The 24,831-nt window shown below is 68.9% G+C and carries 27 protein-coding genes and 4 pseudogenes; 15 read left to right on the forward strand and 16 right to left on the reverse strand.

Going from position 1 to position 24,831, the window contains the following annotated elements:
- Positions 1-8: 8 nt before the first annotated feature.
- The 3 genes and pseudogenes from E2C04_RS20475 to E2C04_RS00580 all read right to left on the reverse strand — a co-directional run bounded on the left by E2C04_RS20475 (position 9) and on the right by E2C04_RS00580 (position 1,128).
- Positions 9-140: a hypothetical protein gene (locus E2C04_RS20475; protein ID WP_275106532.1), complete on the reverse strand. Its 132-nt coding sequence runs from the start codon at positions 138-140 to the stop codon at positions 9-11.
- A gap of 221 nt (positions 141-361) precedes the next feature.
- Positions 362-730, reverse strand: a pseudogene (locus tag E2C04_RS21740) (RES domain-containing protein); the annotation flags it as partial.
- The gene (locus E2C04_RS00580; protein ID WP_135831112.1) at positions 727-1,128 is read right to left on the reverse strand and encodes a hypothetical protein; all 402 of its coding nucleotides are present in this window, start codon (positions 1,126-1,128) and stop codon (positions 727-729) included. The pseudogene E2C04_RS21740 and the gene E2C04_RS00580, both read right to left, overlap by 4 nt.
- A 319-nt stretch (positions 1,129-1,447) precedes the next feature.
- Between E2C04_RS00580 and E2C04_RS00585 the strand changes: the two genes are divergently transcribed.
- The 5 genes and pseudogenes from E2C04_RS00585 to E2C04_RS00605 all read left to right on the forward strand — a co-directional run bounded on the left by E2C04_RS00585 (position 1,448) and on the right by E2C04_RS00605 (position 5,159).
- The gene (locus E2C04_RS00585; protein ID WP_135831113.1) at positions 1,448-1,909 is read left to right on the forward strand and encodes a DUF6153 family protein; all 462 of its coding nucleotides are present in this window, start codon (positions 1,448-1,450) and stop codon (positions 1,907-1,909) included.
- An 81-nt stretch (positions 1,910-1,990) separates the two neighbouring features.
- Positions 1,991-2,551, forward strand: a complete 561-nt coding sequence (locus tag E2C04_RS00590; protein WP_135831114.1) for a DUF305 domain-containing protein — start codon at positions 1,991-1,993, stop codon at positions 2,549-2,551.
- 70 nt (positions 2,552-2,621) lie between these two features.
- Complete coding sequence (locus E2C04_RS18955; protein ID WP_238694377.1) at positions 2,622-3,110, forward strand: beta propeller repeat protein; 489 nt, start codon at positions 2,622-2,624, stop codon at positions 3,108-3,110.
- Between the two features lie 824 nt (positions 3,111-3,934).
- Positions 3,935-4,300, forward strand: a pseudogene (locus tag E2C04_RS00600) (DUF3152 domain-containing protein); the annotation flags it as partial.
- A 391-nt stretch (positions 4,301-4,691) separates the two neighbouring features.
- Positions 4,692-5,159: a DUF2752 domain-containing protein gene (locus E2C04_RS00605; RefSeq protein ID WP_158630539.1), complete on the forward strand. Its 468-nt coding sequence runs from the start codon at positions 4,692-4,694 to the stop codon at positions 5,157-5,159.
- 25 nt (positions 5,160-5,184) lie between these two features.
- Here E2C04_RS00605 and E2C04_RS00610 read toward each other — a convergent pair whose 3' ends face one another.
- The 7 genes and pseudogenes from E2C04_RS00610 to E2C04_RS00630 all read right to left on the reverse strand — a co-directional run bounded on the left by E2C04_RS00610 (position 5,185) and on the right by E2C04_RS00630 (position 10,402).
- Complete coding sequence (locus E2C04_RS00610; RefSeq protein ID WP_135831116.1) at positions 5,185-6,435, reverse strand: cytochrome P450; 1,251 nt, start codon at positions 6,433-6,435, stop codon at positions 5,185-5,187.
- A gap of 213 nt (positions 6,436-6,648) precedes the next feature.
- Positions 6,649-7,281 (reverse strand): MFS transporter, encoded by a 633-nt coding sequence (locus tag E2C04_RS18325; RefSeq protein ID WP_202977836.1) that lies wholly within the window; start codon positions 7,279-7,281, stop codon positions 6,649-6,651.
- On the reverse strand, positions 7,269-8,195 hold the full coding sequence (locus E2C04_RS18330) for an MFS transporter (RefSeq protein WP_202977837.1): 927 nt from the start codon (positions 8,193-8,195) through the stop codon (positions 7,269-7,271). The genes E2C04_RS18325 and E2C04_RS18330 overlap by 13 nt, the downstream gene beginning before the upstream one ends.
- 30 nt (positions 8,196-8,225) lie before the next feature.
- Positions 8,226-8,411 carry an MMPL family transporter gene (locus E2C04_RS20480; RefSeq protein ID WP_275106533.1) on the reverse strand — a complete coding sequence of 62 codons (186 nt, stop codon included), beginning with the start codon at positions 8,409-8,411 and terminating at the stop codon, positions 8,226-8,228.
- A gap of 41 nt (positions 8,412-8,452) precedes the next feature.
- Positions 8,453-9,328, reverse strand: coding sequence for an MMPL family transporter (locus E2C04_RS20485; RefSeq protein WP_275106592.1), 876 nt, complete (start codon positions 9,326-9,328; stop codon positions 8,453-8,455).
- Positions 9,323-10,144: pseudogene (locus E2C04_RS20490) on the reverse strand (MMPL family transporter); the annotation flags it as partial. The pseudogene E2C04_RS20490 and the gene E2C04_RS20485, both read right to left, overlap by 6 nt.
- Before the next feature lie 21 nt (positions 10,145-10,165).
- Positions 10,166-10,402, reverse strand: coding sequence for a hypothetical protein (locus E2C04_RS00630; RefSeq protein WP_135831118.1), 237 nt, complete (start codon positions 10,400-10,402; stop codon positions 10,166-10,168).
- 150 nt (positions 10,403-10,552) lie between these two features.
- On the opposite strand from E2C04_RS00630, the gene E2C04_RS00635 reads away from it, so the two are divergent.
- From E2C04_RS00635 to E2C04_RS00670, 8 genes and pseudogenes are all read left to right on the forward strand, one after another.
- Positions 10,553-10,939 carry an ArsR/SmtB family transcription factor gene (locus E2C04_RS00635; RefSeq protein WP_135831119.1) on the forward strand — a complete coding sequence of 129 codons (387 nt, stop codon included), beginning with the start codon at positions 10,553-10,555 and terminating at the stop codon, positions 10,937-10,939.
- Positions 10,936-12,908, forward strand: a pseudogene (locus E2C04_RS00640) (heavy metal translocating P-type ATPase). The gene E2C04_RS00635 and the pseudogene E2C04_RS00640 overlap by 4 nt, the downstream one beginning before the upstream one ends.
- 29 nt (positions 12,909-12,937) lie before the next feature.
- Positions 12,938-13,450, forward strand: a complete 513-nt coding sequence (lspA, locus tag E2C04_RS00645; RefSeq protein WP_135831120.1) for a signal peptidase II — start codon at positions 12,938-12,940, stop codon at positions 13,448-13,450.
- Positions 13,451-13,514: 64 nt separating this feature from the next.
- On the forward strand, positions 13,515-14,108 hold the full coding sequence (locus E2C04_RS00650) for a cadmium resistance transporter (protein ID WP_135831121.1): 594 nt from the start codon (positions 13,515-13,517) through the stop codon (positions 14,106-14,108).
- 68 nt (positions 14,109-14,176) lie between these two features.
- The gene (locus E2C04_RS00655) at positions 14,177-14,836 is read left to right on the forward strand and encodes a DsbA family protein (protein WP_135831122.1); all 660 of its coding nucleotides are present in this window, start codon (positions 14,177-14,179) and stop codon (positions 14,834-14,836) included.
- On the forward strand, positions 14,833-15,444 hold the full coding sequence (locus E2C04_RS00660; protein ID WP_135831123.1) for a vitamin K epoxide reductase family protein: 612 nt from the start codon (positions 14,833-14,835) through the stop codon (positions 15,442-15,444). The genes E2C04_RS00655 and E2C04_RS00660 overlap by 4 nt, the downstream gene beginning before the upstream one ends.
- Positions 15,445-15,454: 10 nt before the next feature.
- Positions 15,455-16,234, forward strand: coding sequence for a cytochrome c biogenesis CcdA family protein (locus tag E2C04_RS00665; protein WP_135831124.1), 780 nt, complete (start codon positions 15,455-15,457; stop codon positions 16,232-16,234).
- A gap of 73 nt (positions 16,235-16,307) precedes the next feature.
- Positions 16,308-16,859, forward strand: coding sequence for a TlpA family protein disulfide reductase (locus E2C04_RS00670; RefSeq protein WP_202977838.1), 552 nt, complete (start codon positions 16,308-16,310; stop codon positions 16,857-16,859).
- A gap of 23 nt (positions 16,860-16,882) precedes the next feature.
- Here E2C04_RS00670 and E2C04_RS00675 read toward each other — a convergent pair whose 3' ends face one another.
- Together E2C04_RS00675 and E2C04_RS00680 are read right to left on the reverse strand one after the other, a co-directional pair.
- Positions 16,883-17,818: a M56 family metallopeptidase gene (locus E2C04_RS00675; RefSeq protein WP_135831126.1), complete on the reverse strand. Its 936-nt coding sequence runs from the start codon at positions 17,816-17,818 to the stop codon at positions 16,883-16,885.
- A gap of 3 nt (positions 17,819-17,821) precedes the next feature.
- Positions 17,822-18,187: a BlaI/MecI/CopY family transcriptional regulator gene (locus E2C04_RS00680; RefSeq protein WP_135831127.1), complete on the reverse strand. Its 366-nt coding sequence runs from the start codon at positions 18,185-18,187 to the stop codon at positions 17,822-17,824.
- An 84-nt stretch (positions 18,188-18,271) separates the two neighbouring features.
- Here E2C04_RS00680 and E2C04_RS00685 point away from each other — a divergent pair, with 84 nt between their 5' ends.
- Together E2C04_RS00685 and lnt are read left to right on the forward strand one after the other, a co-directional pair.
- On the forward strand, positions 18,272-18,916 hold the full coding sequence (locus tag E2C04_RS00685) for a hypothetical protein (protein ID WP_135831128.1): 645 nt from the start codon (positions 18,272-18,274) through the stop codon (positions 18,914-18,916).
- Between the two features lie 31 nt (positions 18,917-18,947).
- Positions 18,948-19,694: an apolipoprotein N-acyltransferase gene (gene lnt / locus E2C04_RS00690; protein WP_238694378.1), complete on the forward strand. Its 747-nt coding sequence runs from the start codon at positions 18,948-18,950 to the stop codon at positions 19,692-19,694.
- Here the strand turns inward: lnt and E2C04_RS00695 are convergent.
- From E2C04_RS00695 to resB, 4 genes are all read right to left on the reverse strand, one after another.
- Positions 19,616-21,700: a bifunctional copper resistance protein CopD/cytochrome c oxidase assembly protein gene (locus E2C04_RS00695; protein WP_135831130.1), complete on the reverse strand. Its 2,085-nt coding sequence runs from the start codon at positions 21,698-21,700 to the stop codon at positions 19,616-19,618. The two genes, lnt and E2C04_RS00695, sit on opposite strands and share 79 nt — an antisense overlap.
- On the reverse strand, positions 21,697-22,278 hold the full coding sequence (locus E2C04_RS00700) for a copper resistance CopC family protein (protein WP_135831131.1): 582 nt from the start codon (positions 22,276-22,278) through the stop codon (positions 21,697-21,699). The genes E2C04_RS00695 and E2C04_RS00700 overlap by 4 nt, the downstream gene beginning before the upstream one ends.
- Positions 22,279-22,300: 22 nt before the next feature.
- A complete protein-coding gene (gene ccsB, locus E2C04_RS18335) occupies positions 22,301-22,927 on the reverse strand; it encodes a c-type cytochrome biogenesis protein CcsB (protein WP_202977839.1) in 627 nt (208 codons plus the stop codon).
- Between the two features lie 337 nt (positions 22,928-23,264).
- Positions 23,265-24,752: a cytochrome c biogenesis protein ResB gene (gene resB / locus E2C04_RS00710; RefSeq protein WP_135831132.1), complete on the reverse strand. Its 1,488-nt coding sequence runs from the start codon at positions 24,750-24,752 to the stop codon at positions 23,265-23,267.
- Positions 24,753-24,831 lie beyond the last annotated feature (79 nt).

The following is a 24,831-nucleotide window of genomic DNA, read 5'->3' on the forward strand; positions in this document are numbered from 1 at the left end:
AGCCGGCTTCAGGTGGTCGACCAGCTGAGGCGGAGGATCCGGAAGGCCTCCTGGACGTCGGGGTGCTCGGGGGAGAGGGCGTGGTGCTCGATCGCGTCGAGGGTCCGGCTGATCGCCTGGTCATCGGCCCGCTCGAACACGGCCCACAGCGTGAGGTCGTCGCCGTGGCGGGGGCGAACGTGACGCCGTCGAGCTCTGTGGTCGCGTGCAGGTAGGTGGCCACCGACTGAGTGAGCGCTCGCGGCCGCCCGTCCTTGAGCGCGGCCGCGTCGAAGTCGTGCAGGTTGCGGCGATGGGCGAGGGCGACGAACTGCGGCCGCAGGGCCGCGATGGACTCCGCAGCGGTCACCGCGCAGAAGCGTCCCGTCAGCGTTGCGCTCGCCGCCGAACGGGGCTCGAGCCAGGAGTAGGAGATCTCGCCGGCGCGAGCCGTCGGGTGCATCGCGGCGTCCTCGTCGTCCTCCTCGATGTCGTCGAGCTCGAGCGCGAGGGTTGGGTCTGGCCGGAAGCCGGCGAGGACCTCGAGGAGGCAGGCTAGGAGAGTGGATCCGGCGTAGATGGTGCGGAAGTTGCCCTGCCGGTCATCCCAGCGGCCGTGGAACCTGCCATCGGCGCCCGCCCACTCCCAACCCGACCAGGCCCAGGGCTCCGGTTTGAAGCCGACGCGCCAGACCTGCTCGGCCGCGTCGACGACGACCAGCTGCGCCCCTTCAGCCACCAGCGGAGTCACCCGGCCGCAGCGAACGCGCGCGCGGACGCCAGGACCTCCGGGCCGACCTGCTCCAGGTCGCCCTCACGCAACAGCCGCGCCGGCGCGACGTCGTCGAGTCGAGGGTTCATGCCCTGGAACCACGCCTGGACGACCGTGGCCGAGTCCTTCGCGCGCAGCAGTGCCGCGATCCGGTAAGCCATTCGCAGCCGGTTGACGACCTCGGTGGACGGGGTGCGCGCGTCGTCGGCGTCGGCCCACTGACGCACGGCCCGGGTCTCCTGGACCGAGCCGAGGTAGGCCACGAGCTTGGCTCCGAGGAGGTCGCGCAGCCGCTCGACGAGCTCCGGCGTGGACAGCCGCACCGACTCCTCGTAGGCGCGAAGGTCGCCGCGGGCGATGGTCGACTGAGTGCTCATACTTGCAGTGTGCCACCTGGCGCAGTGCAATCCAATACTGAATCGCAGGATAAATCACAGGTGAGATCACACCGTCGATAACAGTGATTATGTCAACCTTGGCCCGTCGGGGCCAGCCGGCAAGCCGGGCGTAGGTCACTGCCGCTGACGAGGACGCCGGTGCCCTCTGCGGCAATCCCACAGTGGCGTCTGCTGCGCGGAGGATGACATGTCGTTCAGACCGGGGGGCTGACCAGCAGACCTCCAAACCAAGGCTTCGCGTCAACGGCTGGTGACAGGCCAGCCGACCGCGAATCGCAGACTGCCTAGAATCAGGACCATGCGGGACCTCCGAACTGCGACCCGGGCACCCGGCGCGCGCCTTGCGCTCGCCGCCGTGGCCGTGGCCCTGTTCGGGCTCATGTCGATGCACGGCTGGGGCTCCCACGCCGGCGCACACCTGGCGACCCCGCTCCCGGGTCCGAGCGACATGACGGCCGTGTCCCACGATCGAGCACACGGCGCCAACCCCGCTACCGGCGACGCCGCCCTCGCCATGGAGGGGTCGAGCGAGCCGGCGTCCGGCGCCCCGACCCAAGCCCCGGACGGCCAGGACGGCGGCGGGCTGCTCGAGCTCTGCCTGGCGATTCTCGCCGGGTTCCTCCTCGGCGTCGCACTGCTGTTGGGCCGACGCAGCCTCCGCCTTGCTCGGGGCACTCTGCAGAAATGGTCGCTTCCGGTGTTCATCGGGCGGGATCGTGACCCGCCCGACCTGCGCAGACTCTGCGTGATCCGCTGCTGACAGGCAGTCGCCACGAGACACCCACCGGGTGACTCGGACATTCGCCTGCCCAGACAACGGTCACACAGATGGAGAATACTCATGCGCAAGACCCTCGCCGCCGCCCTCGTTGCGGCCTCCTTGCTCACCCTCGCGGCCTGCGGCAACGAAGATGACAGCGGCTCCGCCGCCGGGCACAACGACGCCGACGTCGCCTTCGCCCAGCAGATGATCCCCCACCACCAGCAGGCCATCGAGATGGCGCAGCTCGCTGAGACCCGCGCCCAGAGCCCCGACGTCAAGGACCTGGCCGCCGACATCGAGGCGGCCCAGGACCCCGAGATCGAGACCATGACCGGGTGGCTGGACTCCTGGGGCGAAGAGGCACCCGGTGAGGGCGGACATGGCGAACACGACATGTCCTCGGACGACATGGCCGGGATGATGACCGAGGAGGAGATGGCTGACCTCGAGGGCTCCTCGGGATCCGCGTTCGACCAGATGTTCCTCACCATGATGATCGAGCACCACCAGGGCGCGATCGAGATGGCGCAGACCGAGCAGGCCGAGGGCGAGTTCCCCGACGCCCTCGCGCTGGCCGAGGAGATCGAGAGCGCCCAGACCGAGGAGATCCAGACGATGCAGGAGCTGCTCAAGCCCTGACGTCCTCCCGGTGTCGGGCAGGCGCGCCCGCGCGCGCCTGCCCGACACCCCTCACATCGGAGTCCACGCCATGAACCGATCCCGCCTCGCCACCGCGACCCTCGCGCTCACCACGACCATTCTGGCGGCCGGGTGCAGCAGCGAAACCCCGACCCAGGTCCCCTCCCCCGACGCCACAGAGGTCGGCCACATCCACGGGCTCGGCATCGATCCCGCCGACGACACCCTCTACGTCGCCACCCACTTCGGACTCTTCCACGTCACGGACGACGAAGAACCCACGCGGGTCGCCGACCGGTATCAAGACACCATGGCCTTCACCGTGGTGGGACCGGGCCACTTCCTGGGCAGCGGCCACCCCGACCTCCGCGAGGACCTGCCCCCGCACCTCGGCCTCATCGAGTCCATCGATGCCGGCCAGACCTGGAGGCCGCTCGCCCTCCAGGGCAAGGCGGACTTCCACATTCTCGAGCCTGCCGGCGACGTCCTCTACGCCTACGACGCCACCTCCGGACGCCTGCTGCGCACAAGGACCGCGCAACCTTCGAGGAGGTGCTGACCGCCCCACTGCTCAGCGTCGCAATCACCGAGACCCAGGACCAGCTGATCGCGACCACAGACCAGGCACAGCTCATCACCATCAACCCCGAAACCGGCGAGACGCGCAAGCTCGGCGGCCGGCCACCACATACCTCGACACCGCACCCGACGGCACCCTCGCCGCGATCGCCCCGGACGGGGCCATCCACATCAGCTCCGACGACGGACAAGACTGGAAGGAGGTCGGCTCGATCGGCGGGCAGCCAGCCGCCTTCACGATCAGCGACCAGGGTTGGTACGCCGCCACCGACACCACAGTTCTTCGGTCCACCGATTCCGGCGCGACCTGGGCCCGAGTGCTCTGACCCGAGGCACAACGATGAGCAAGCACAGAGAAACGCCACGTCACCGCGGCGCCCATCGCGCACCCAGGCGACGGCCACCGGCCTGGCTCGCCGGGCTGGCGGCACTGATGATCACTTCCGCAGTCGCGGTGCCCGCGCTGCTCATCGCGCAAGCCGTCCCGGAGCTCGACGGCGCCGATCGAGATGCTGATGTCTCACTGCCGCCCGACTTGGCGGATCCTTCCCCGCCGCGGGCGAGCGGACAGCCGGACGGGGAGGTAGCGGCGGGCCGACATAGAGGCCCGGCACCGGCCAGGCGCACTCCCCCGGTCCCACGAGTTCCCGAACAGGGGCCGGGCACCTTCCAGGTCGCGGCCGCGCCAGCCGTCTCTACCGAGGGGGCCACCACCTACCGGGTCGAGGTCGAGGACGGACTGCCCTTCCCGGCGTCACAGGTCGCACAGTTCGTCGAAGAGACGTTGACCGACCAGCGGGCTGGGCGACCCGCCATCGGGTCGTCCGCGTCGACGGCCACGCCGACCTGCGCATCGTCCTCGCGACCCCTGAGACGGTGGACGAGCTGTGCACGCCGCTCGACACCGGGGGCCGCCTGTCCTGCCGCAACGGCGACAACGTCGTGATCAACGCGTGGAGATGGCAGTTCGGCGCGGAGAGCTACACCGGGGACCTGACAGGCTATCGCCGGTACGTCGTCAACCACGAGACCGGCCACGCGCTCGGCTACGCCCACGTCGGCTGCCGCAAGCCCGGAGAACTCGCGCCGGTCATGCTGCAACAAACCAAGGGCCTCGAGGGCTGCGAGCAGAACCCGTGGCCCGCCCGCGCGGACCTCGTCGACCACTGACAGACGCACGAGCACCAACATGTCGCGCCGCCCGGTCTCATGGGTGGCGCGCCCGCCGGCTGCGCATCTTGCTCGGGCCGGGAGTCATGCGGGGCGGGACGAGTACATGATCACCGCGACTCCGAACAGGGCCACCGAAGCAAGTTTGGTCGATCAGCGGACCGGCGACAACCGCGCCTTCTGGGCCGGTGGCAATCAGTGGGCTGGGTCGTAGTGCTCACGTCAAGGTGCCCGCGAGCAACTGGATACTCGCGTACTATCCGCCATAGTATTGAGGCAAGCGAGCTAGCTCGGTCATCCCGCGAGAGGCAGCCGAATGCAGCACGATCCCAAACTCCAAGGTCCCGGGAACAGGCCTCGTGAACGAGCAGCGGAGCAGGGAGCGCCCTCCATGGCGTCCAACAGCTATCGCGCCGATGCTGTACCAACTCGCGGACGTCTGTCGGTTAGTTGGGACCGGCGAGATGGGCATATCGCCGTCACCCTCGTTGCCCTCGGTCTCACCGCCATCGCGGTTGGGATGGCGATCTTCGGCCTGCCGCCATTCAGTCTCGGCTCGCCGATCCACGAGCTGGGTATCACGTGCCCGTTCTGTGGCGGCACCAGGTCCGCTCGATTGACGACTCAGGGGCACCTCGTGGAGGCCTGGCGCTACAACCCGTTGGGCATCCTCGTCGTCGCTGTCTCAGCGGTTGTCGTCGTGCGAGCAGCATTTGGAGCTATTACTCGGCGGTGGCTCAACGTTGCTGTCGAACTTACGCCTCGAACGCGGCGGGTGCTGCTCGTCGCCGGCCTAGTGCTATTGATGCTTCTTGTGATCAGGCAGCAGATGCGGGCCGATCTCCTTCTGGGGGGCTGAGGCGGCCTCGGCCACCGGCCCCATCTCAGGACCGGCGGCGGGCGATCTGCTGGATGGCGAAGCCCCGTTGCGGGATCGCGGGAAGCCTCCGGTAGTCGATGGGGGCGGCTGGCTGTCCGGGCTTGTACTCCATGTGCCTGACCAGCTGATCCAGAGCGACGCCCATGAGGCGGGTTGAGATGGGCTCGCCCGGGCACCGATGGTGCACAGCCGGGTCGCCGCCACCCTGGGGCACGAACGCGAACGGGCCCGGATCGGCTCCGAGGAACCGTTCGGGGTCGAAGCGGTCCGGGTGCTCCCACGCTCGGGGATCCCGGTTTGTTCCGTACAAGTCGAGCAGGACCCGACGACCCTTGGGGAAGTGGTGACCTCGCCATTGGAAGTCATCGCGCACGATGGCGGTAACGACCGGGAAGAACGGATAGGTGCGCCGAACCTCCTCGATGAATGCCAAGTCTTCAGTGCCGTCGCCCTGCGCCAGGCGGTCCCGCCAAGCGCGGTGCACGTCGAGTGCGTGTGCCAGGAACGTGATGTAGACGGCCGTCGCGACGGTGGGTCGGAGGACGTTGAGCAGTTCCACGGCGGCGATCCGGAGCTCCATCGGCCGTCCGTCGGATTCGCGGTGGCTCGCGATCACCGATGCAGCGGCTGAGTCGGGGACAGCCAGTTGATCGGAGCGGATCTGCTCGAGGACATCTGTTGCCCATCGTTCAGCTGCCCTCCGTGCCGCCCGTGACCGCAGATGCCCCAGTCCGACATCGCCGGCGGCGTCGAAGAGGGCAGTCAACTGCCGAGTCCGGACCTCGACCTCCGCCTCCGGAAGGGGGACGCCGGCCCATTCGCAGGCCGCTCGGGTCAAGAGCAGCTGCACCTGTGGGTACAGGTCGATCTGACCGGCCACCTCCCAGTCCCCGACCGCTCGCTGCCACTCTCGGGTGACGACCTCGGCCAAGGCTTCGACCCGGTCGGGCTGGTTGATGCGGAGGAACATTGCCTTGCGGCGTCGGTGGCGCTCCCCATCGAGGCCCTGTACTCCACCCTGGCCGAAGAGAGTCTTCTGCAGGGGTGGCGGTGCGGCTCCAGCCCGCTGGAACCGCGTCGGATCGTAGAGGATCTCGGCGGCTTCGGCGCCGGTCATGCAGGTCGTACGGCGCAGCAGCAGCCGGGTCTCGAAGACGTCGTCGTCGAGTTCGGCGGCTCGGCGGGACACGAATCGGTACGGGTCTCGCAGGAGCGCGAGCGTGCTGTCGGCGCATGTGATCGCAGAAGGCTTCACGGGTGCTCCTTCGTGGGCGTCGCTTCGACGCTATTGGCAGTTCCCGGCTCGGTGCAGCGTACACTGTCCATTGATCTCCCATCGTTCACGCCTCTGAGCGACGGCGACCCACCTAGACACTTGCCAACGCAGTTGCGCCACCGGTCCGCAGGATCGAGTCGTGGCGGTTGTGGTGCTGGCCACGAGGGTCTTCAACTTCCTCAGCAGCACCGGTCAGCGCGCATCGTTGTCGGGGACGCTAGTCGCCTCCGGCGACTGCCGACCCTCCTCGCTGTCAGGTGAGGGTTCCCCTGGAAGGAGCCAGCCCGTGAGTAGCGCGCTGACCCCTGCGGTGACGGCTGTCGCGATCAGAACTAGCGACATGCCGTGCAGGTAGGCGGCGTTCCGCACGGCGAGGGATGGCTCACCGATCCGAGCGGCGGCGGTGAGCGCGCCGGCGATGGACTCGCGCGCGGCGGCAGCCGCCGCGGCCGGTAGTCCGGCGGTGTCCACCCGGCCGGTGTAGCCCTCAGCCAGCAGGCTGCCGAGGAGTGCGACGCCGAGGGCGCCGCCGGTCTGGCGCAGGGTCATGGTGATCGCGGTGCCGGATCCGGCCTGCTCGGTCGGCAGCGCATCGAGCACGGCATCCATGGCGGGGGCGAGTGCCATCCCGATGCCGAGTCCCGCTATGGCGAGCCAGGCTGCGACAAACCCGTATCCGGACGCCACGTCCGTTGCTGCACCCACTCCGACACCCGCAGCAAGCACTGCCAGGCCAGCCGAGACGGGCACCCGGTAGCCGACACGCGCCGCGAGCCGCTCCCCCGTCGGTGCACCGACAACGAGTCCGCCGATCAGCGGTAGCAAGCGGATCCCGTAGCGAGGGGGTCGTGACCGGCTACGAACTGCAGGTACTGCGGTACCACAAACAGCAGGCCGAGCATGCCGAACGTCACGAGGACGCCCGCGACGCTGGCCCACAGGAACTGAGGCCGGGCGAACAGGTGCAGGTCGATCATCGGTTCGCGTACGCGCAGCTCCCAGGCGGCGAAGCCCGCCAGCACCAGCAGCCCAGCGGTGATGGCGCCCACGGTCACTGGATCGGACCAGCCGCGCGTGGGGGCCTCGATGACCCCGTACACGAGTGAGGTCAGTCCGACGGTGGACAGGACCGCGCCGCCGATGTCAGGGCGACGTGGCGACGGGTCGCGCGATTCCGGGAGCAAGACCGCGATGGCGATCGCGCCGACGAGCGCAATGGGGAGGTTGATGAGGAAGATGGAGCCCCACCAGAAGTGCTCGAGCAGGTAGCCGCCGATGATCGGCCCAAGTGGGATGCCCACGCCGAGACCCATCACCAGGACCGAAACCGCCTTGCCGCGCTCGGAGGGTCCGAACAGGGCGGCAAGGACAGCGAAGGCGACTGGCATCAAGATGGCGGCGTCCACACCCATCACCCCGCGAGCGGCGATCACCAGGGCGGCTGAATCTGCCCACGCGGCGATCGCGGAGGAGATCCCGAAGAGCCCCAGCCCGATCAGAAGCAGGCGCCTGCGGCCATACCGGTCCCCGAGGGCCCCGCAGGTGAGCATGAGTCCGGCGATCACCAGGACGTAGGCATTGACCATCCACTGCAAGCCGTCGGTGCCGACCTCCAGCTCGGTCGCGATTGTCGGGAGCGCGACGTTCATGATCGTGATGTCGAAGCCGAGCGTCAGGACAGCCAAGCCCAGGGCCGCGAGCGCCCACCATCGTCGCGGGTCGTCGTAGCTCGTCGTCACTATGCTCCTCCTTCCGGGTCGGGCGGTGGATCAGTCGGTGAGGCCGAGCCGGTTGTGCAGGCGACACAGCGGCGCGGGGGCCCACCAGTTCGCCTCACCGGCGAGCCGCATGATCGCGGGAACGAGCAGGCCGCGGACGATGGTGGCGTCGAGGACGACCGCCAATGTCAGACCGACGCCAATGACCTTCAGAGCGGTCAGGTTCGAGGCAGCCAAGGCCACGAAGACGGTGACGAGGATCGCGGCGGCTGCTGTGATCAGTCCACGGTGCGCTGCAGGCCTTGGGCTACCGCCTCCGTGGTGCTGGCGCCGTTGCGATGAGCCTCGGTAATGCGGGACAGCAGGAAGACCTCGTAGTCCATCGACAAGCCGAATGCGATGCAGAAGACCAGCACCGGCAGGGTGGTTTCCAGGGTGCCGGTTGGGGTGAAGTCGCCGACCAGCCAGCGCAGGTGTCCTTCCTGGAACACATAGACCAGGGCGCCGAACGTGGCGCTGAGGCTGAGTAGGTTGGTCACGATCGCCTTCAACGGGATGAGCAGCGACCCGGTGAACAGGAACAGCAGGACGAATGTCGACAGCGCTATCACGGTCAGCGCCCACGGCAACCGGTCCGCGATCGTGTCGGTGGCGTCGACGAGGGTGGCTGCGGAGCCGCCGACCAGCACGTTCCCTGGCGCCGGCTGGTCGCGGATGTCGGACACGACATTGCGTGCGTCGGCGGGGTCCGCGGCGGACGGCGTGACGGCCAGCCATGTTCCGGAGGGGGCGGTGTAGCGGGCCCTCAGGCTTGCGGCTTCGTGGCTTGTTGGGACGGTTCCTTGCCCGTCGGCGTACTGACCGGTCGCGGTCTCGACCCTCGTCACCCCGGGCAGCGCTGAGAGTCGTATGGCGTACTCGTCCAGCTCCCCGGCTCCTGCGCCGGCGTCGTTTCCTGCCGGCAGCACGACGGCGATCTGGTCCTCGGCCGCGGCCGGGTAGTCGCGGGCCAGTTGTTCGGCGGCTTCGGCGACGGGGTGCTCTGCGGGCAGGGTTCGGTGGTCCAGAAGCCCGAACCGCACGCCGGTGAACGGCAGGAGCAGCAGGATGAGTACGGCGCTGACCGAGGCGAGGATCAGGACGGGGCGGCGCATGACGAGGGCGGCGATCCGGTGCCAGGTCTGCCGCTCCTCTCCTACGCCGGCGCGCCGTCGGGTGATCCGCCGGCGGAGCGGTGCGAACAGGTCGGCCCGGTCGAGCCGGTGTCCGACCAGGGCGAGCAGCGCGGGGACGACGACCACCGCCGTCGCCGCGGCGAGCGCTGTGACCGCGATCCCGGCGTAGCCCAGCGACCGCAGGAAGGGCATCGGGAACAGAAGGAGCGCCGACAGGGAGAGCGCCACCGTGACAGCGGAGAACACGACGGTGCGCCCGGCGGTGCGCACCGCGACCACCACCGAGGTCTCGACCGAGCGCCCGCCGCGGCGTTCCTCACGGAACCGGGTGACCAGGAACAGGCTGTAGTCCACCGCCAGTCCGAATCCCAGCGCGGTGGTCAGGTTGAGGGCGTAGCTCGACATGGTGGTGGCGTCGGCGATCAGCCCGAGCACTGCCAGCGTCCCGACTACCGCTCCGGCACCTACGAGGAGGGGTAGGCCGGCTGCGATCGCCGAGCCGAAGACAAGCAGAAGTACAAGCAGGGTGATCGGCAAGGTCACCATCTCCGCGGAGACCAGGTCGCTCTCCGCCTGCTCGTCCACCGCCAGGCCCACCGCCGCGGGACCGGTTGGGCTCACTCGCAGGCCGGTCGCCGCCCCCTCGATGTCGTCGATGATCCTCCCTGCCGTCTCCTGCGCCGCGTGCTCGCCACCGGTCAACTGCAAGGCGATCAGGGCGGACCGGTCGTCGGCGCCGCGCAGCGACGGGTCCGGCGTCGTCCAGTAGGACTGCACACCGGCGACTCCGGGCGTCTGGCTGAGCTGCTCGGTGAGCTAGCGACCCGATTGCACGGCATCCGGAGAGTCGACAGTGCCGGTGCTCGTCTCGACGATGAGGACCAGGTTTGGCGGGCCGCCGGGGAAGTGGCGGGTCAGCACCTCGGCTGCCTGTTGCGACTCTGCCGACGGATCCAGGTAGGCGCCAGAGACCAGCTTGTCGCCTGCATCCCGCCCGGCCAGCACTATGAGCAGCAACGCCGTCATCAGCACCCAGCCGCGGCGACGGAGCACGAGACCGACGAACCACCCAGGCTCCGCGTCGTGCTCTCGCGTCCCGCTCCTCCGGCTACGAACCGCTGTCTCTGCGATGGCGAACCCCTTATGCGCTATCCGCTAACAGCGGCAGTGGACGATCAATAGTTCGGACGCTATCATCGGCGTATGTCGATGACAACGGCGAATGGCGACCCGGCTCTGCGGCGCGGAGCATCTCTGTTCCACGGCCTCGCCGATCGCAACCGGCTGGCGATCGTCCGTCAGCTGTCCGCGGGCGAGCGCCGGGTCGTGGACCTGACCGAAGCTCTCGGGCTGGCCCAAGGCACGGTCTCCGGGCACTTGGCCTGCCTGCGCGAATGCGGCCTGATCGTCGGTCGGCCTGAGGGGCGACAGATGTTTTACTCCATCGCCCACCCGGAACTGATGGAGCTGCTCGCGGCGGCCGAGCAGGTCCTGGCACTGACCGGTGACGCAGTCGTGCTCTGCCCCAACTTCGGCGCCGAAACGCTCACCGACACCACCCCTACGACGACTGAGGAAGTAGCACCGTGACGGACGCCTGCGGCTGCGGCCACGACGAGCCCCGCAACGACGACGGCGAGCTTGAGGAACACGAGCCTGAACGACTCTGGCAGGTCAGCGAGCTAAGGTTCGCCGCCCTCGCCGGAGTCTTCCTGCTCGCGGGATTCATCGCCGACCGATCCGGCGCCTCCGACTCGACCGTGGTCGGGCTGAATGCGATTGCCCTGGCGCTCGGCGCCTGGACCTTCGTCCCGAACACGTTGAGGCGCCTGACCAAGGGCAAGATCGGCGTCGGCACCCTGATGACGATCGCGGCGATCGGCGCGGTCATCCTCGGCGAGGTCGCCGAAGCCGCGATGCTGGCCTTCCTCTACTCCATCAGCGAAGGCCTGGAGGAGTACGCGGTTGCCCGCACCCGCCGAGGGCTGCGCGCCCTGCTGTCCTTGGTCCCGGCCGAGGCCACCATCCTCCGCGCCGGCGCTCAGGTCACCGTCGTCCCGGCCGACCTGGTGATCGGTGACCTGCTTCTGGTCCGCCCAGGTGAGCGCGTCGCCACCGACGGCGTCATCCGCAACGGTCGCACCGCGCTGGACGTTTCCGCCCTGACCGGCGAGTCCGTCCCGGTCGAGGCCGGCGTCGGTGACACCGTTTACGCCGGTTCCATCAACGGCACCGGCGTCCTCGAAGTCGAGGTCACCACCACCGCGGAGGACAACTCCCTGGCCCGGATCGTCACGATCGTGGAGGCCGAGCAGTCCCGCAAGGGCAACGCACAGCGCCTTGCCGACCGGATCGCCAAGCCGCTGGTGCCGGGGATCATGGTTCTCGCCGCCGTGATCGCGATCATCGGTAGCCTGCTGGGCGACCCGTCGACGTGGATCGAGCGCGCCCTGGTCGTCCTGGTTGCCGCCTCGCCGTGTGCGCTGGCGATCTCCGTGCCGGTCACCGTGGTTGCCGCCATCGGCGCCGCGAGCCGCATCGGCGCCCTGGTCAAGGGCGGCGCCGCCCTCGAGGCTCTGGGTCGGATCCGCACGGTCGCCCTGGACAAGACCGGCACCCTGACCCGCAACCAGCCGGCCGTGGTCGACGTCGCCACTGCTCCGGGACAGACCCGCGAGCTGGTCTTCGACATCGCGGCCGCCCTGGAGTCTCGCAGCGAGCATCCGTTGGCCCGCGCGATCCTCGCCGCCGTGCCCGAGCACCGCGACGCCGACGACGTCGAGGCGGTTACCGGGGCCGGCCTGACCGGAACGGTCGCCGGGCGGCCCGCCCGGCTCGGCCGGCCAGGCTGGATCCCCGCCGGCGAGCTCGCCGAGCAGGTCAAGGCCATGCAGGAGGCCGGCGCGACGGCAGTGCTGGTGGAGTACGACGGAACCGTGATCGGTGCCGTCGCCGTCCGCGACGATCTCCGTGCCGAGGCCGCCGAGGTGGTCGCCCGCCTCCAGGCCGGTGGCTACGAGGTCGCCATGCTGACCGGCGACAACGAACGGACGGCAAGCGCCCTGGCCGCGCAGGCCGGGATCAGCGACGTGCACGCCGAGCTCCGGCCTGAGGACAAGTCCGCCATCATCGCGCGCCTGCGCGAGAGCCGGCCGACCGCGATGGTCGGGGACGGGGTCAACGATGCCCCAGCCCTCGCGACCGCCGACGTCGGGATCGCGATGGGCGCGATGGGCAGCGATGTAGCCATCGAGACCGCCGACGCGTCGCGCTGATGGGCGAGGACCTGCGCCACCTGCCGCACAGTCTGACCCACGCCCGCCGCGCACGGTCGATCATGCTGCAGAACGTCGGCCTCTCTCTCGGCCTGATCGCCATCCTGATCCCGCTCGCTGCCTTCGGTGTGCTCGGGCTTGCCGCGGTGGTCCTGGTCCACGAGATCGCGGAGATCTTCGTGATCGGCAACGGTGTGCGTGCCGGCCGGGCCCGCCCGCTTCCCCCGGCCCCGGCGGATGCGCCCGCGGCTCCCGCGGTGCCGACGGAAGTCGGGGCCAGGTGAGCTCCCGGCCGACCGCTCCGGCTCGCCGCGTGCGGACCGCTCGGGCCGCTCGGGCGGTGGTGTTCCTTGCCGCTGCCGCAGTCGCTGCTATCGACCTCAGCGCGAAGGCAGTCTCCGAGGCGCGATTGACCGACTCGACGGTCGACCTCGGACCGATCAAGCTGCAGTTGGCCTACAACCCCGGCGTGGCCTTCAGCATGGGCGACAGGTTGCCCGCCGGTGTCATCGTGGGCCTCACCGCCACGATCTCCGTCGCGTTCGCTGTCTACGCCTGGTATCGCGCTCCGCGCGCCGGGCGGCTCGAGCGGGTAGCCGGGGGCGCCGTCATCGGCGGCGCCGTTGCCAACGTGATCGACCGCGCGGGCGACGGAGTGGTCACCGACTACCTGCACACCGGGTGGTGGCCCACCTTCAACCTCGCCGACACCTTCCTCGTCACCGGGTGTATCGCCATCGCCTTACTGCACGCCCGCCCAGAACGCGTGCCGAGCACCCCAGAGCCGACGGTAGACAATCCCGGCGCCCCGATCAGTGGGCAATGACGACGCTTGATGAGGACCGCCTCGTTGCGCTGAGTGACCACGTTTTGACCCGAACCAAGGAGACATGGACATGACCACGTCCGCGTTGCAGGCGATCGGCCTGTTCATGGTCACCAACATCGACGACATCATCGTCCTGTCGCTGTTCTTCGCCCGCGGAGCGGGGCAACGAGGCACGACTAGCAAGCTCATCGTCGGGCAATACCTCGGATTCGGCGCCATCCTCCTCGCCTCGGTGGCCGTGACCTTGGGTGCCGGACTGTTCCTGCCTGACGCCGCTATCCCGTACTTCGGTCTCATCCCATTGTTGCTGGGCATCTACGCCGCCTGGCAGGTGTGGCGCAATGGGGACGATGACGACGACGACACCGAAAGGCCCATCAGCGCACTGGCAGTCGCCGCGGTCACCTTCGCCAACGGCGGAGACAACATTGGGGTCTACGTTCCGGTATTCCTTGCGGTCGGCACCGGGGCGCTGGTGGCCTACTGCGTGGTGTTCCTCACGCTGGTTCTCGTCCTCGTCCTTACCGCGAAGTTCGTGGCGACCCGCAAGCCGATCGCGGAGGTGCTGGAGCGTTGGGAGCACATCTTGTTCCCCTTAGTGCTCATCGTGCTCGGTCTCGTCATCCTGATCGAGGGTGGCGCGTTTGGCTTGTGACCGCCTGACGGGCGTGCCACGACGTCAACTACGATGCCTCTTAGTAGAAACGAACGAAAGGCATCCCCGTGAAGCCCCAGCTCAAGGTCTCCCTGCTGGTCGCCGGTCTCTTCGTCGCCGTGCTGGCGGTGCTGCTGGTCGTCACCGGCCGGGACGGCGGCGGGGCCGACGCCGACGCCCCGGGTGGTGCAACCGACAGCCGACTGGTGCGCGAGGACAGCCGGATCATCGGCGAGCGGGGCAGCAGCGATGTCGTCCTCGTCGAGTTCCTCGACTTCGAGTGCGAGGCCTGTCGTGCGGCCTTCCCCGTCGTGGAGGACATGCGCGAGATGTACGGCGACCGGGTCACCTTCGTTGCTCGCTACTTCCCGCTGCCGGGGCACTTCAACGCTGAGCGGGCGGCTCGGGCGGTGGAGTCGGCGGCTCGGCAGGGGAAGTTTGAGGAGATGTATCACAAGATGTATGAGACTCAGGCGTCCTGGGGTGAGCAGCAGGTGCCGCTCGATGACCTGTTTCGGCAGTTCGCCGAGGAGATCGGCCTCGATATGGGGCAGTACGACGCCGACTACGCCTCCGAGGAGGTGGCAGATCGCGTGCAGCGCGATGTCGAGGACGGCATTGCGCTCGGCGTGCAGGGGACGCCGACCTTCTTCCTCGACGGGGAGCGTTTCGAGCCGACGTCGGTCGACGACTTCGACAAGGCCCTCGAGGAGGCCGTGGCCGAGTGACGCTCGCAACCAATTCCACCCGGGCACCGGAGCGGGCGCTCGGTCTCCTGCTGCTGATTGGCGGCCTGATCGGTTTCGCGGCAGCCTTCGTTCTGACCGTGGAGAAGGTAGCTCTCCTCACCGATGCCGGGTACGCCCCGTCGTGCAGTCTCAACCCCGTTCTCAACTGCGGGTCGATCATGAGGACGTCGCAAGCTGAGGTGTTCGGCTTTCCGAACCCGCTCATCGGGGTCGCTGCTTTCCCGGTGGTTGCCGCCACTGGTGCGATGATCCTCGCCGGCGCTCTCCTTGCTCGCTGGTACTGGCTGGGCCTCCAGATCGGCGTCACCCTGGGCGCTGGGTTCATCGGCTGGCTGATCTTTCAGAGCCTCTACCGAATCGGCGCGCTGTGCCCGTACTGCATGGTCGTCTGGGCGGTCGTCCTCCCCGTCTTCTGGTACGTGACTCTCCGCAACGCCCAGGCTGGCAATTTCGGCCGCCGTGTGGCCGGCTCTGCGCCGGTTCGCGTCCTGGCCGAATGGCATTTGCTCGCACTGACGCTGGTGTTCCTGGCGGTGCTGGCGCTGATCACTGAGCAGTTTTGGTACTACTGGCGGACGCTCGCGTGAGGGTGATCACGTGAACGGCTTGCAGGAGACCGTGCTCTCCGGATCCCTCCTTCTGGCGGCCCTCGTCGCGGTGGCCGCCGGGGTCGTGTCGTTCTTCTCTCCTTGCTCGCTGCCGCTGGTGCCGGGGTATCTCTCCTATGTGGCGGGCGTGTCCGGGCAGGAGTCTGCCGTCGTCCGCGAGCTGAAGGGCGAGGTGCCGTCCCACCGAGGGCGCACCGTGCTGGGGGCGCTGCTCTTCGTGCTCGGCTTCGCGATCGTCTTCACTAGCTACGGCGCATTGTTTGGAGCGTTGGGTTCTCAGCTTGTGCGTCACCAAGACACGATCATCCGCGTCTCCGGCGCCCTGACGATCGTGTTCGGCCTGGTGTTCGCGCTGTCCGGCGCACGCGTGCCGCTGCTCGGGCGCACGATGCGCCTGAGCTATCGACCACGCGTCGGTCTCGCGGGAGCGCCGTTGCTGGGAGTGGTGTTCGGCGTCGGCTGGACCCCGTGCATTGGCCCGGCGCTCGCGGCGGTGCTGACCTTGGCTACGAGCTCGGCAACTGCCGGTCGGGGCGCCGTCCTGGCGTTCGCCTACAGCGTAGGGCTCGGGCTGCCGTTCCTTCTCTCGGCGCTGTCGGTCAGCAAGGCTATGCGACGTTTCGCCTGGGCCCGGCGACACGGGATGACGGTTGCCCGAGTCGGCGGCGGATTCCTGATCCTGCTCGGCGCCTTGCAGCTCACCGGTGCCTGGTCAGAGCTGATGGCATCGCTGCAGTCCCTGATCACCGGGTGGAAGACACCGATTTGAGCACCGCCGGGAGCGAGAAGTGAAACCAGAACCCACCGAAGAGCCCGTGCCATCCTCGCGCGGGATGCGCGTCTTGACCCTGATCCTGATTGCGGCCGCGATCGCCTTGCTGGCGTGGGTGGTGGCGGGCCGTTCCGAGGGCGATCCGCGCGCTCGGGCCGAAGGCGGATCGGTCATCGAGGAGTACGCCGTCGAAGACCGCCCCGCCGGCGAGCCGTTCCAAGCCCAACTGCTCAGCGGCAAGCGGCTCGACTCAGCGACCCTCGACGGCAAGGTCGTCGTCTACAACGTGTGGGGTTCTTGGTGCGCACCCTGCGTCGCCGAGGCGCCTGACCTCGTCGAGGTCGCGAACGAGTTCGCAGGCGAGGTCACCTTCGTCGGGATCAATGTTCGCGACAATGATGCCGCCGCCAGGGCGTTCGAGCGCGAGCACGGTGTTCCCTACGACAGCATCACCTCCGGCGACTCCGCAGAGGCGATGGGCGCCTTCCACAACTCCCTGGCGGCTGCCGCGGTTCCGACGACGCTGGTCGTCGACCGCGAAGGACGGGTGGCGGCGAGGGCGATCGGGCCCGTCACGCAACGACGTTGCGCAACCTGCTCGAACCGGTTCTCGCCGAGGTAGACAGCTCGGAGTAGTCCGAGACCCTAGGCGAGCATCGTCTCGCAGCCGGTCACCACCATTTCGATCATGGGCATGATCGCCAGGACCAGTGGGGCGGCCAACAGCACGACGGTCCCGACCAGCACGGCGGTGCTCATTCGGCGTGACCAGCCGCCGTGGTGCCCCGTCAGCCGCTGCACGCGCGCGACTGCCGCGACGTCCCCGGCAGCGAGCCCTGGTTGCGGCGCGCCGCAGCCCAGGGTGACCAGTGCGCGCGCGAGTCCCCGTGGATCGCGAGCGGCGTCGTCGGCCTGCATCTCGATCAGCATGGCGATCTCCTCCTGCGCCGTCCGAAACACTCGTAACGGGCCGAATGCGCGGCGAAGCACCTGGGCCACGGCGAGCGCGATGTCGTGGCGCGAGCGAAGGTGCGAGCGTTCGTGAGCAAGGACGAGATCGAGCTCTTGGTCGGTGAGGACCTCCAGGGTGGCGCTCGTGACAACGATGCGCCCCCGTAGTCCTGGAAGGCAGTACACCAGTGGCGTGCTGTGCTCGATGACGACGAACCCGCGGGGGTGTTCCTCGCCCAGAAGGGCTAGCACGCTGACCTGGGCGCGACGTGCCCGGATGGTGTTCCGTGCGGTCGTGGCCGTCAGCCAGCACAGCCTGAGCACGAGCCCGGCCATGCCGAAAAGCGCGATGGCGGCCAGCTCGGGGCCGGCGGGTGTGAGGTAGTGCTCGACGACCTCGGGGATGCTCGTCGCCCACATGTGGGCCAGCGCGTCGGCCAGGGGTGACAGCGGTGCAGCGAGAACCAGACAGAGCATGAAGACCGCTACGACCAGCGAAGCGCTGAGGCCCTGCCAGGCCAGCACGCCCCAGCCAGGGGCGCGCTTCACCCAGCCCGCCCTGACCAGCATCCGGGGGGCAACGGTTGCCATGGCGACGGCGAAGAGCAGAAGTGCGATCGGCGCCAGCATGTGTCAGGCGCCTTCGTCGTCCGTCTTGGCCAGGGCAGCTCGCAGCTGTAGCTGCTCCTGGGGTGAGAGGTGGCCGACGAAATTCAGAAGCGTCGCGCTGCGGTCAGGGGTCTGCGCGAGAACGTCCTCCAGCAATCCAGCTGCGTGGTCCTCCCGCGACATCGCTGCGGTGTACCGGTACGCCCTGCCGTCGCGCTCCCTCGCGACCAGGCCCTTGCGATAGAGGTTGTCCATGACAGTCATCACGGTGGTGTAGGCGATTTCCCGCTCGCGCTGGAGGTCGTCGACCACCTCCCGCACCGATACCGGACCCGGCCACGCCCACAACCGGTGCATGACCACAGCTTCCAGCTGGCCCAGCTGCTTCATCGAGCTCCTCACCTACGCGCGCAATGTCTACTATGGTAGTTCGTAGTCGCCCCTCCCGCTCGCACAGATTCTCACGCCGCGCCCATGTCTCGCGAACTTCCCGCGCTACCGCTCGCACTCGGCGGCGGACTGGCTGCCGCGGCTTCCTTCGAGCCATACGGCTGCGGATGGCTTGCGCCGCTCGCGATGACGATGCTGTGGCTCGCGGTGAGGGGGTCATCTTGGCGCGCCGCCCTGCTCCGAGGCGCCTGCTTCGGGGCCGCTTTCATGGGGGTGTTGCTGTGGTGGCTGGTGGACTCGATCGGTTGGGTAGCGTGGGCGCTGCTCGCGAGCACCCAGGGTGTCGCGGTCGCGGTAGCCGCGGTTGGCGTGAGCGCGGTCAGTCGCCTCCCCGGCGGGCCTGTGTGGGCGGGCGCAGCGTGGTCGCTCGTCGAGACCATCCGGAGCGCGTGGCCGTTGGGCGGGATGCCTTGGGGTCGGTGGGGGGTCACCGCACTGGAGACGCCGTGGGAGGACCTGTTGCCCTACGCGGGCATCTCGGGCACCGGTTTCGTCGTGGCGACGGCGGGGTTTGCGCTCGGTGGCATGGTGGGCCGACGCCGAGGAGGGAGTGCGGCCGTGATGGTCGGCCTCGTCGCCGCCGTGGCGGCGACGACCGCAGTGCCGTATGTCGCCCCGACCCAGGGCACGTTCCGGATCGCTGCGTGCGTGGGGTGGCGTGCCGGGTGACGGTCGCGATCTGGCCGGCCATCACCGGGAGGTGACCGCCAACCACGTCCAGGCGACCCATGAACTTGCGGACCGAGTCGCGGTGGGCATCGAGCAGGCTCCTGACCTCGTGGTCTGGCCGGAGAACTCGACGGCCGTCGATCCGCTCCGTGACGAGGCGACCCGCATCAGTATCGACGAGGCGGTCTCCGCGATGGGTGTGCCGCTGCTGGTCGGCGGCATCTTCGACGGACCCGACGACCTGACCGCGTACAACCGTGGCGTCGTGTGGCTTCCTGACGGTCAGATCGGCTCCACCTACACGAAGACCCACCCCGTTCCGTTCGGGGAGTACATCCCGTGGCGGCCTGTGATCGGCGGTTGGTCGTCCCGCTTCCAACTGATCCCGCGCGACTTCCTTGCCGGATCAGGTGATGGCCCGCTCGACATCGGTGGCGTCCGGGTAGCAGATGCGATCTGCTTCGACGTGGCCTACGACGACGTCCTGCCCGCCCAGGTCCGCCGCGGGGCTCAGCTGGTCACCGTGCAGACCAGCAACGCGACCTTCTTCGGCACCGCCCAGCCGGAGCAGCAGTTCGAGATCACCCGAGCTCGCGCGGCCGAGCTCAGGCGCAGCGTGACGGTGGCATCGACCAATGGAATCTCGGCCGTCATCGGGCCGCACGGGAGGTGGTCCACCGCACCTCCGGTGGGTCCGCGTCAGTCGTGGTCGCGGATGTTCCGCTCTCCGAGGCGATCACCCCGGCTGCCCGGTTCCAGAGACTTCAACTGCCCCTGATCGTCGTGCTCGCGGTCGGCGGGCTCCTGTGGTGCGCCGGTAGCGCGGTCCGACAGCGGAGCCGGACCGGGCACGAGGCCGGAGTGGGGTCGCCCATGCCTGTGGGCCGTAGCCCACTGGACGCCAACGACGCCGACGAGGATGGCCAGCGGCAACTCGCCGAGCACCCAGCCGAGTGAGGCCGCGACCTGCTGATCCGCTGCGAGCGACGGGCCCCACTGCCTCTGCAGGGCTCTGAACCAGTCGCCGGCCAGTGCTTGGTCGGCGGACAGCAAGGAGATCGAGAACCATGCATGCAAAGCGAGCGCTGCCAACAGCAACAGCACTCGCGTGCGCACTGGTGGCCGAGGGAAGTAGGGGTCACGACCGATCACAGCGTTGGCGAACAGGTAGCCGCATACCAGGAAGTACACGGCCACCATCTGATGCACCGTGTGCGACTCCAAGGACAGCCGGAGCACGCCAGTGAAGTAGAGCAGGGGGAAGCCGGCGAGCAACAGTCCGGTCGCCACCACCGGTGTGGTCGCAACGACGCCGAGGAACGATCGAAGCGCCTCCACCAGCCACTCACGCGGCCCGCTGGAGCCATCGGCACGCGGTTCCAGCACCTCGAGCGCCAGTGTCACCGGACGTGCCAGGACCAACAGGATCGGGACCGCCACGGTCATGGTCACGTGTTGCACCATGTGCATGCTCAGAAGCACGGGCCCGTAGACGCCGGGAGCTCCCGCGGTAGCCCAGGCGACCAGTGTCCACCCGACTGCCCAGGACGCCATCCGCAGCACAGGCCACCGGACGCCACGCTCGCGCAGCCTCAGCACACCGGCGATGTATCCGACGCACATGCCTGCCGCCAGCGGGAGCCACAGGAGGTCCGGCCGCCACTGGCTGAACCACTCCACGACGCCGAGCGGCGGAGGGAGCTCCCGGCCCAGCAGCACCTGGGCGGCATTCAGCGACGGATCCTCTGTCGGCCCCGGCGGCCCGGTGCGGGCGAGCGCGACTCCTGCTCCCGCGCCGGCCAGCAGAAGAAGCACCTCGATCCCGACGAGGCGGACGAACCCCCCGGATTCGCCCGCACTGACGCGGTCTAGGGCGCGGGTGCGCTGCCACAGGCCGAGAAGAGCGACTGCAGCCAGGACGAGCACCTTCACGAGGAGCAGAACGCCGTACCTCGATTCGATGGCCCACAAGCCTGGGAGCCGGATCAGCGCCCCCGCCACACCCGAACCGGCGACAACCACGAGACACCACCCAGCAAGCCTCGAGTACCGGCGAGCGACAGCGGGCAGGGCAGAGCCGACCCGTCGGCGGACGACCAGGAGACCAACCAGCCCGCCGGTCCACACCGTCAAGCCCACCAGATGGTAGAGCTGCAGGTCCACCAGGACGTTGTGGTCGAGGGTGCCCGCGGAGTGGCCGCCCAGAGCCAGCGGCCACAGTGATGCCAGCGCGAGCAGGGCGGCGAACCCCAAACCGGACGTCCGTCGCAGCACAACGCACGTGAGGACCACCGCCCAGGCCATCGCCGGTCCGCTGAGCAGTGGACGCCCGGCCTCGAGCTGCGTCGCGAAGAACCACGCCTCGGCCCAGAAGCCGGTGGATCCCACCGCCTTGCCCGCGGCATCGGAGTACGCGAATAGGAGGACGGCGGTGCCGCCGGCCGCCCACGACACTGCAGCCACCACTGCGACACGCCGCAGGAGCTCTTGCGGTAGCGAGAGGGCATCGCTCGCTATCCGGCCGGGGACGCACACCGCGGCGAGCACGAGAACCCCCACCGTGACAGCCGCGCTGGCGTCGCGCAGGGCCGTCATCACCGGTAGACCCCAGCGGGTCACAGTCCCCGCGACCGGAAGGCCGGGCAGCGCCGTGGAACTCAACCCGCCGGTCAGCGTCAGCAGCACTATCGCGGTGGTCGGGGCCACCACGACCAACACCGCCGGCACCAGCACCCGGCCGAGCCTGGCAACCGACGCGGCGCCCGCTGCGGGCGAAACGGTCACGGCTCCCCCACCCGTAGGTAGCGGGCCACGAGAAGGAGCACCAGGACCAAGAAGAGGACGCCTCCGCCCACCACGCCGGCTATCAGCGCTGGGCCGGGGCGATCGGCATCGGCGTCGGCCGAGGTCTGTGCCGGCGGAGGTTCGGACGGGTCCGCGGGCTGCGCATGGTCCGGGCGAACATCAATGGGCTCTTCGACGCTGAAGGCGAGATCGCCTTGCACCGGGTGTCCGTCCGCCGAGGTCACACGGAACGTGACGCGCCAGGTCCCGCCGGTCGCCATGCCGTCGGGGATCGTGGCCACCAGCGCCGTGGTTTCGGGGCCCGGAGCGACGTCGAGCCGTGCCGGCTCACGATTCCCAATGATCAGCGCCACGATCGCGAGTCGCGAATCCATCGGCTCGTTGAAGGTGAGCGTCACCTGGGCCGGCGGCTGACGCAACGTCGTCGCGGCCTTCGGATCTGAGGCGATGAGCTCGGTGTGCGCGGAAGCCGGCGGAGGTGGCACCACCGCGGCCCCCAGGACGACCCCCATTGCGAGCGCGACCAGGCGCAGGCTCGTCCGGAGTAGAGACTGCATTGACTTGGATCCTTCGTGGTTGTCAGACGCCCGCGTACGAATGGAGGCCCGGTATCCAGATGTTCACGCCGACGAAGTTGAAGAGGAATGCGGCGTAGCCCAGCACGCCGAACCAGTTGGCTCGAGCTCCGCGCCACCCGGCCGTTGCCTGGGCGTGCAGGTAGGCGGCGTACAGCACCCAGGTGATGAATGCCCAGGTCTCCTTCGGGTCCCAACCCCAGTAACGGCCCCATGCCGCCTCTGCCCAGACCGCGCCAGCCAGCACCGCGAAGGTCCAGATCGGGAAGCCGAACACCACCAGCCCGTAAGCGGCCCGCTCCAAGGCAGCGGTCATCCCGGCCGGATCCGTGGCCTCACCCCGGCGGCGCTCCCGCCAGCGCCGGAACAGGAAGACCACCGATGCGATCGCAGAGATCGTGAACGCGCCGCCGGCCACGATGGCGGCGGCCACATGAATGGCGAGCCAGTAAGAGTTCAGGACGGGAATGAGTGCATCGACCGGGACGTAGAGCACGGTCACGGCGAAGCCGAGAATCACCAAAGCCAGGCCGGCGACACCGACGTTGAGGCGGTCGATGGGAAAGCGACGTCGAGCAACGAGGAAGGCCACGGCGATCGACGCGGCGCCGACCAGCGCAAACTCGTACATGTTTCCCCAGCGGCCCGCTCAGCCGCGACGCCGCGGGCGATCACCGATCCGACGTTGAGGGCGCACGCGGCGGCCAGCAGTGCGACGGCGCCTCCTGTCAGGCGCCCCGGCCTGGTTGTCGGGCCTTCCGCGAGAGCCCGCTCGCTCAGGCTTGTCCCGGCGCCTCCGTCGTGGGCATGCACGGAGCCCGCGCTCCCAGCGGTCGACGAGACAGCGGCAGGCCTGCCGGTCCACGCCACCATGCGGCTGCGGGCCAGGTCGGCAGCGCTGACGATGAAGGCGGCCGCGTAGGCGGCGATCGCGGCGGCGACCAGCGCGTCGGACAGGGATGCGGCGTTCATGCCGGACTCCTCAATCGGTTCGATCGTTCGGGCGAGACGGTGGTCACGAGGGCGAGCAGCTCATCGGCCTCGCCGTCGGGAAGTGTGCGGCGGGTCAGGGACCGGCCGGCCAGCTCGATCCTCACGCCTCCATCCGGCAGGTCGGTCACCCGCACCCACTGCCGTCGGCGTCTGACAATGAGAGAGGCGGTCAGGCCGACGAGTAGGAGAAGACCGGCGACGAGCGCAATCTCCTTGCCCGGGTCGCGGGCGACTTGGAAGTTGGCGAACCGCGCTACGCCGTCGAAGGTGATGGATCCTGCTCCGTTCGGGAGCTCCATGGTCTCGCCGATCCTGAGGCTTTCCCGACCGATTGGCTGAAGGTCACTCTTGTCGAGGGTGAACACCGACTGCGGGACACCGGCGTCCATGCCCAGGTCGCCGGTGTACGCGACCAGGTCGAGGCGGGGGGCCCACAGTGCCGGGAACTCTGATCGGGACCCGCCGGCCGGGGGTGCTGTCGGCAGCAGGACCCCTTCAAACCCGAGTTGGCGAGGTTCCGCAGACGGCACCTTGATGACCCCGTCGCTGGTCAATGCACCATCCGAGGGCAAGAAGATGACGGCATCGGAGAACACCACGTCCCCGCGCCCGTCCCTGACCGTGACCTTCGGGGCGTAGCCGTGGCCGCTCAGGAACAACTTGGTGCCCTCGACGTCGAGCGGCTCGTTCGGTCGGATGGTGGCCGAGCCCTCGTCTCCCGCGGAGGTGTAGCTCACGTGGGCGTCGAACTTGCGTGGCTCGCCGACCTTGGGGCCTGACGGAGCGAACGCGGTTTCCAGCGTTCGGAGTGTCACTGAGAACGGCGTCAGGTCGTCCACATCCATGAGGGCGGCGGGGGTCAGTGCGTCGTAGGAGGAGCTGACGTTGGTGAACGTCTCGCCCTCGACGAGCGCCACACGGCCCTCGTAGCCGAGCAGCTTGCTGCCCGCCATTCCGACCAGCAGCACGAGCAGCGAGAGGTGGAACGCCAAGTTGCCGAGCTCGCGGGCGTAGCCCTTCTCGGCCGCGATCTCGGTGTCCGAAGTCGAGATGCGGTAACCCCTCCCGCGCAGCACTGCTGCCGCCCGGGCGAGGACCACGCCCCGGGGGGCGTCGAGGGTGACCCGGTGATAGCTGTCCATGCGGTCCAAACGCCGGGGGCCCGGGGGCGGCGTCGCGCGCGACTCCCGCCACAACCTCGCACACCGCGGGATCACGCAGCCGGTCATCGAGAAGAGCAGCAGCAGGTACGTCGCCGCGAACCAGGGCGAGGAATACACCTCGAACAACCCCATACGATCAAGCCACGGCGCAAGACGAGGGTGCTCGGCTTCATACCGAACAACCGCCGCCGGATCGGAGGCCACGTTCCGCTGCGGCAGGACGGAGCCCGGAACTGCCGCGACGGCAAGCAGCGCGAGCAGCATCACCGCTGTGCGCATCGACGTCAGCGTGCGCCACATCCACCGTCCCCAGCCCCACCCGGGAGCCGAACCGCGCAGGGCGCCGATGGAGTTCTCCGTTGCCACGCTCAACCAACCG

It is taken from the genome of Nocardioides daphniae (genome assembly GCF_004777465.1).
GTDB lineage: Bacteria > Actinomycetota > Actinomycetes > Propionibacteriales > Nocardioidaceae > Nocardioides > Nocardioides daphniae.

Bases quoted from the DNA above. Each gene is read 5' to 3' on its own strand.
- E2C04_RS00580 (WP_135831112.1), bottom strand. From the start codon at position 1,128: ATGAGCACTCAGTCGACCATCGCCCGCGGCGACCTTCGCGCCTACGAG.
- E2C04_RS00585 (WP_135831113.1), top strand. From the start codon at position 1,448: ATGCGGGACCTCCGAACTGCGACCCGGGCACCCGGCGCGCGCCTTGCG.
- E2C04_RS00590 (WP_135831114.1), top strand. From the start codon at position 1,991: ATGCGCAAGACCCTCGCCGCCGCCCTCGTTGCGGCCTCCTTGCTCACC.
- E2C04_RS18955 (WP_238694377.1), top strand. From the start codon at position 2,622: ATGAACCGATCCCGCCTCGCCACCGCGACCCTCGCGCTCACCACGACC.
- E2C04_RS00605 (WP_158630539.1), top strand. From the start codon at position 4,692: ATGGCGTCCAACAGCTATCGCGCCGATGCTGTACCAACTCGCGGACGT.
- E2C04_RS20485 (WP_275106592.1), bottom strand. From the start codon at position 9,328: ATGCGCCGCCCCGTCCTGATCCTCGCCTCGGTCAGCGCCGTACTCATC.
- E2C04_RS00635 (WP_135831119.1), top strand. From the start codon at position 10,553: ATGTCGATGACAACGGCGAATGGCGACCCGGCTCTGCGGCGCGGAGCA.
- E2C04_RS00650 (WP_135831121.1), top strand. From the start codon at position 13,515: ATGGACATGACCACGTCCGCGTTGCAGGCGATCGGCCTGTTCATGGTC.
- E2C04_RS00675 (WP_135831126.1), bottom strand. From the start codon at position 17,818: ATGCTGGCGCCGATCGCACTTCTGCTCTTCGCCGTCGCCATGGCAACC.
- E2C04_RS00680 (WP_135831127.1), bottom strand. From the start codon at position 18,187: ATGAAGCAGCTGGGCCAGCTGGAAGCTGTGGTCATGCACCGGTTGTGG.
- E2C04_RS00685 (WP_135831128.1), top strand. From the start codon at position 18,272: ATGTCTCGCGAACTTCCCGCGCTACCGCTCGCACTCGGCGGCGGACTG.
- E2C04_RS00700 (WP_135831131.1), bottom strand. From the start codon at position 22,278: ATGCAGTCTCTACTCCGGACGAGCCTGCGCCTGGTCGCGCTCGCAATG.
- ccsB (WP_202977839.1), bottom strand. From the start codon at position 22,927: ATGTACGAGTTTGCGCTGGTCGGCGCCGCGTCGATCGCCGTGGCCTTC.
- resB (WP_135831132.1), bottom strand. From the start codon at position 24,752: ATGTGGCGCACGCTGACGTCGATGCGCACAGCGGTGATGCTGCTCGCG.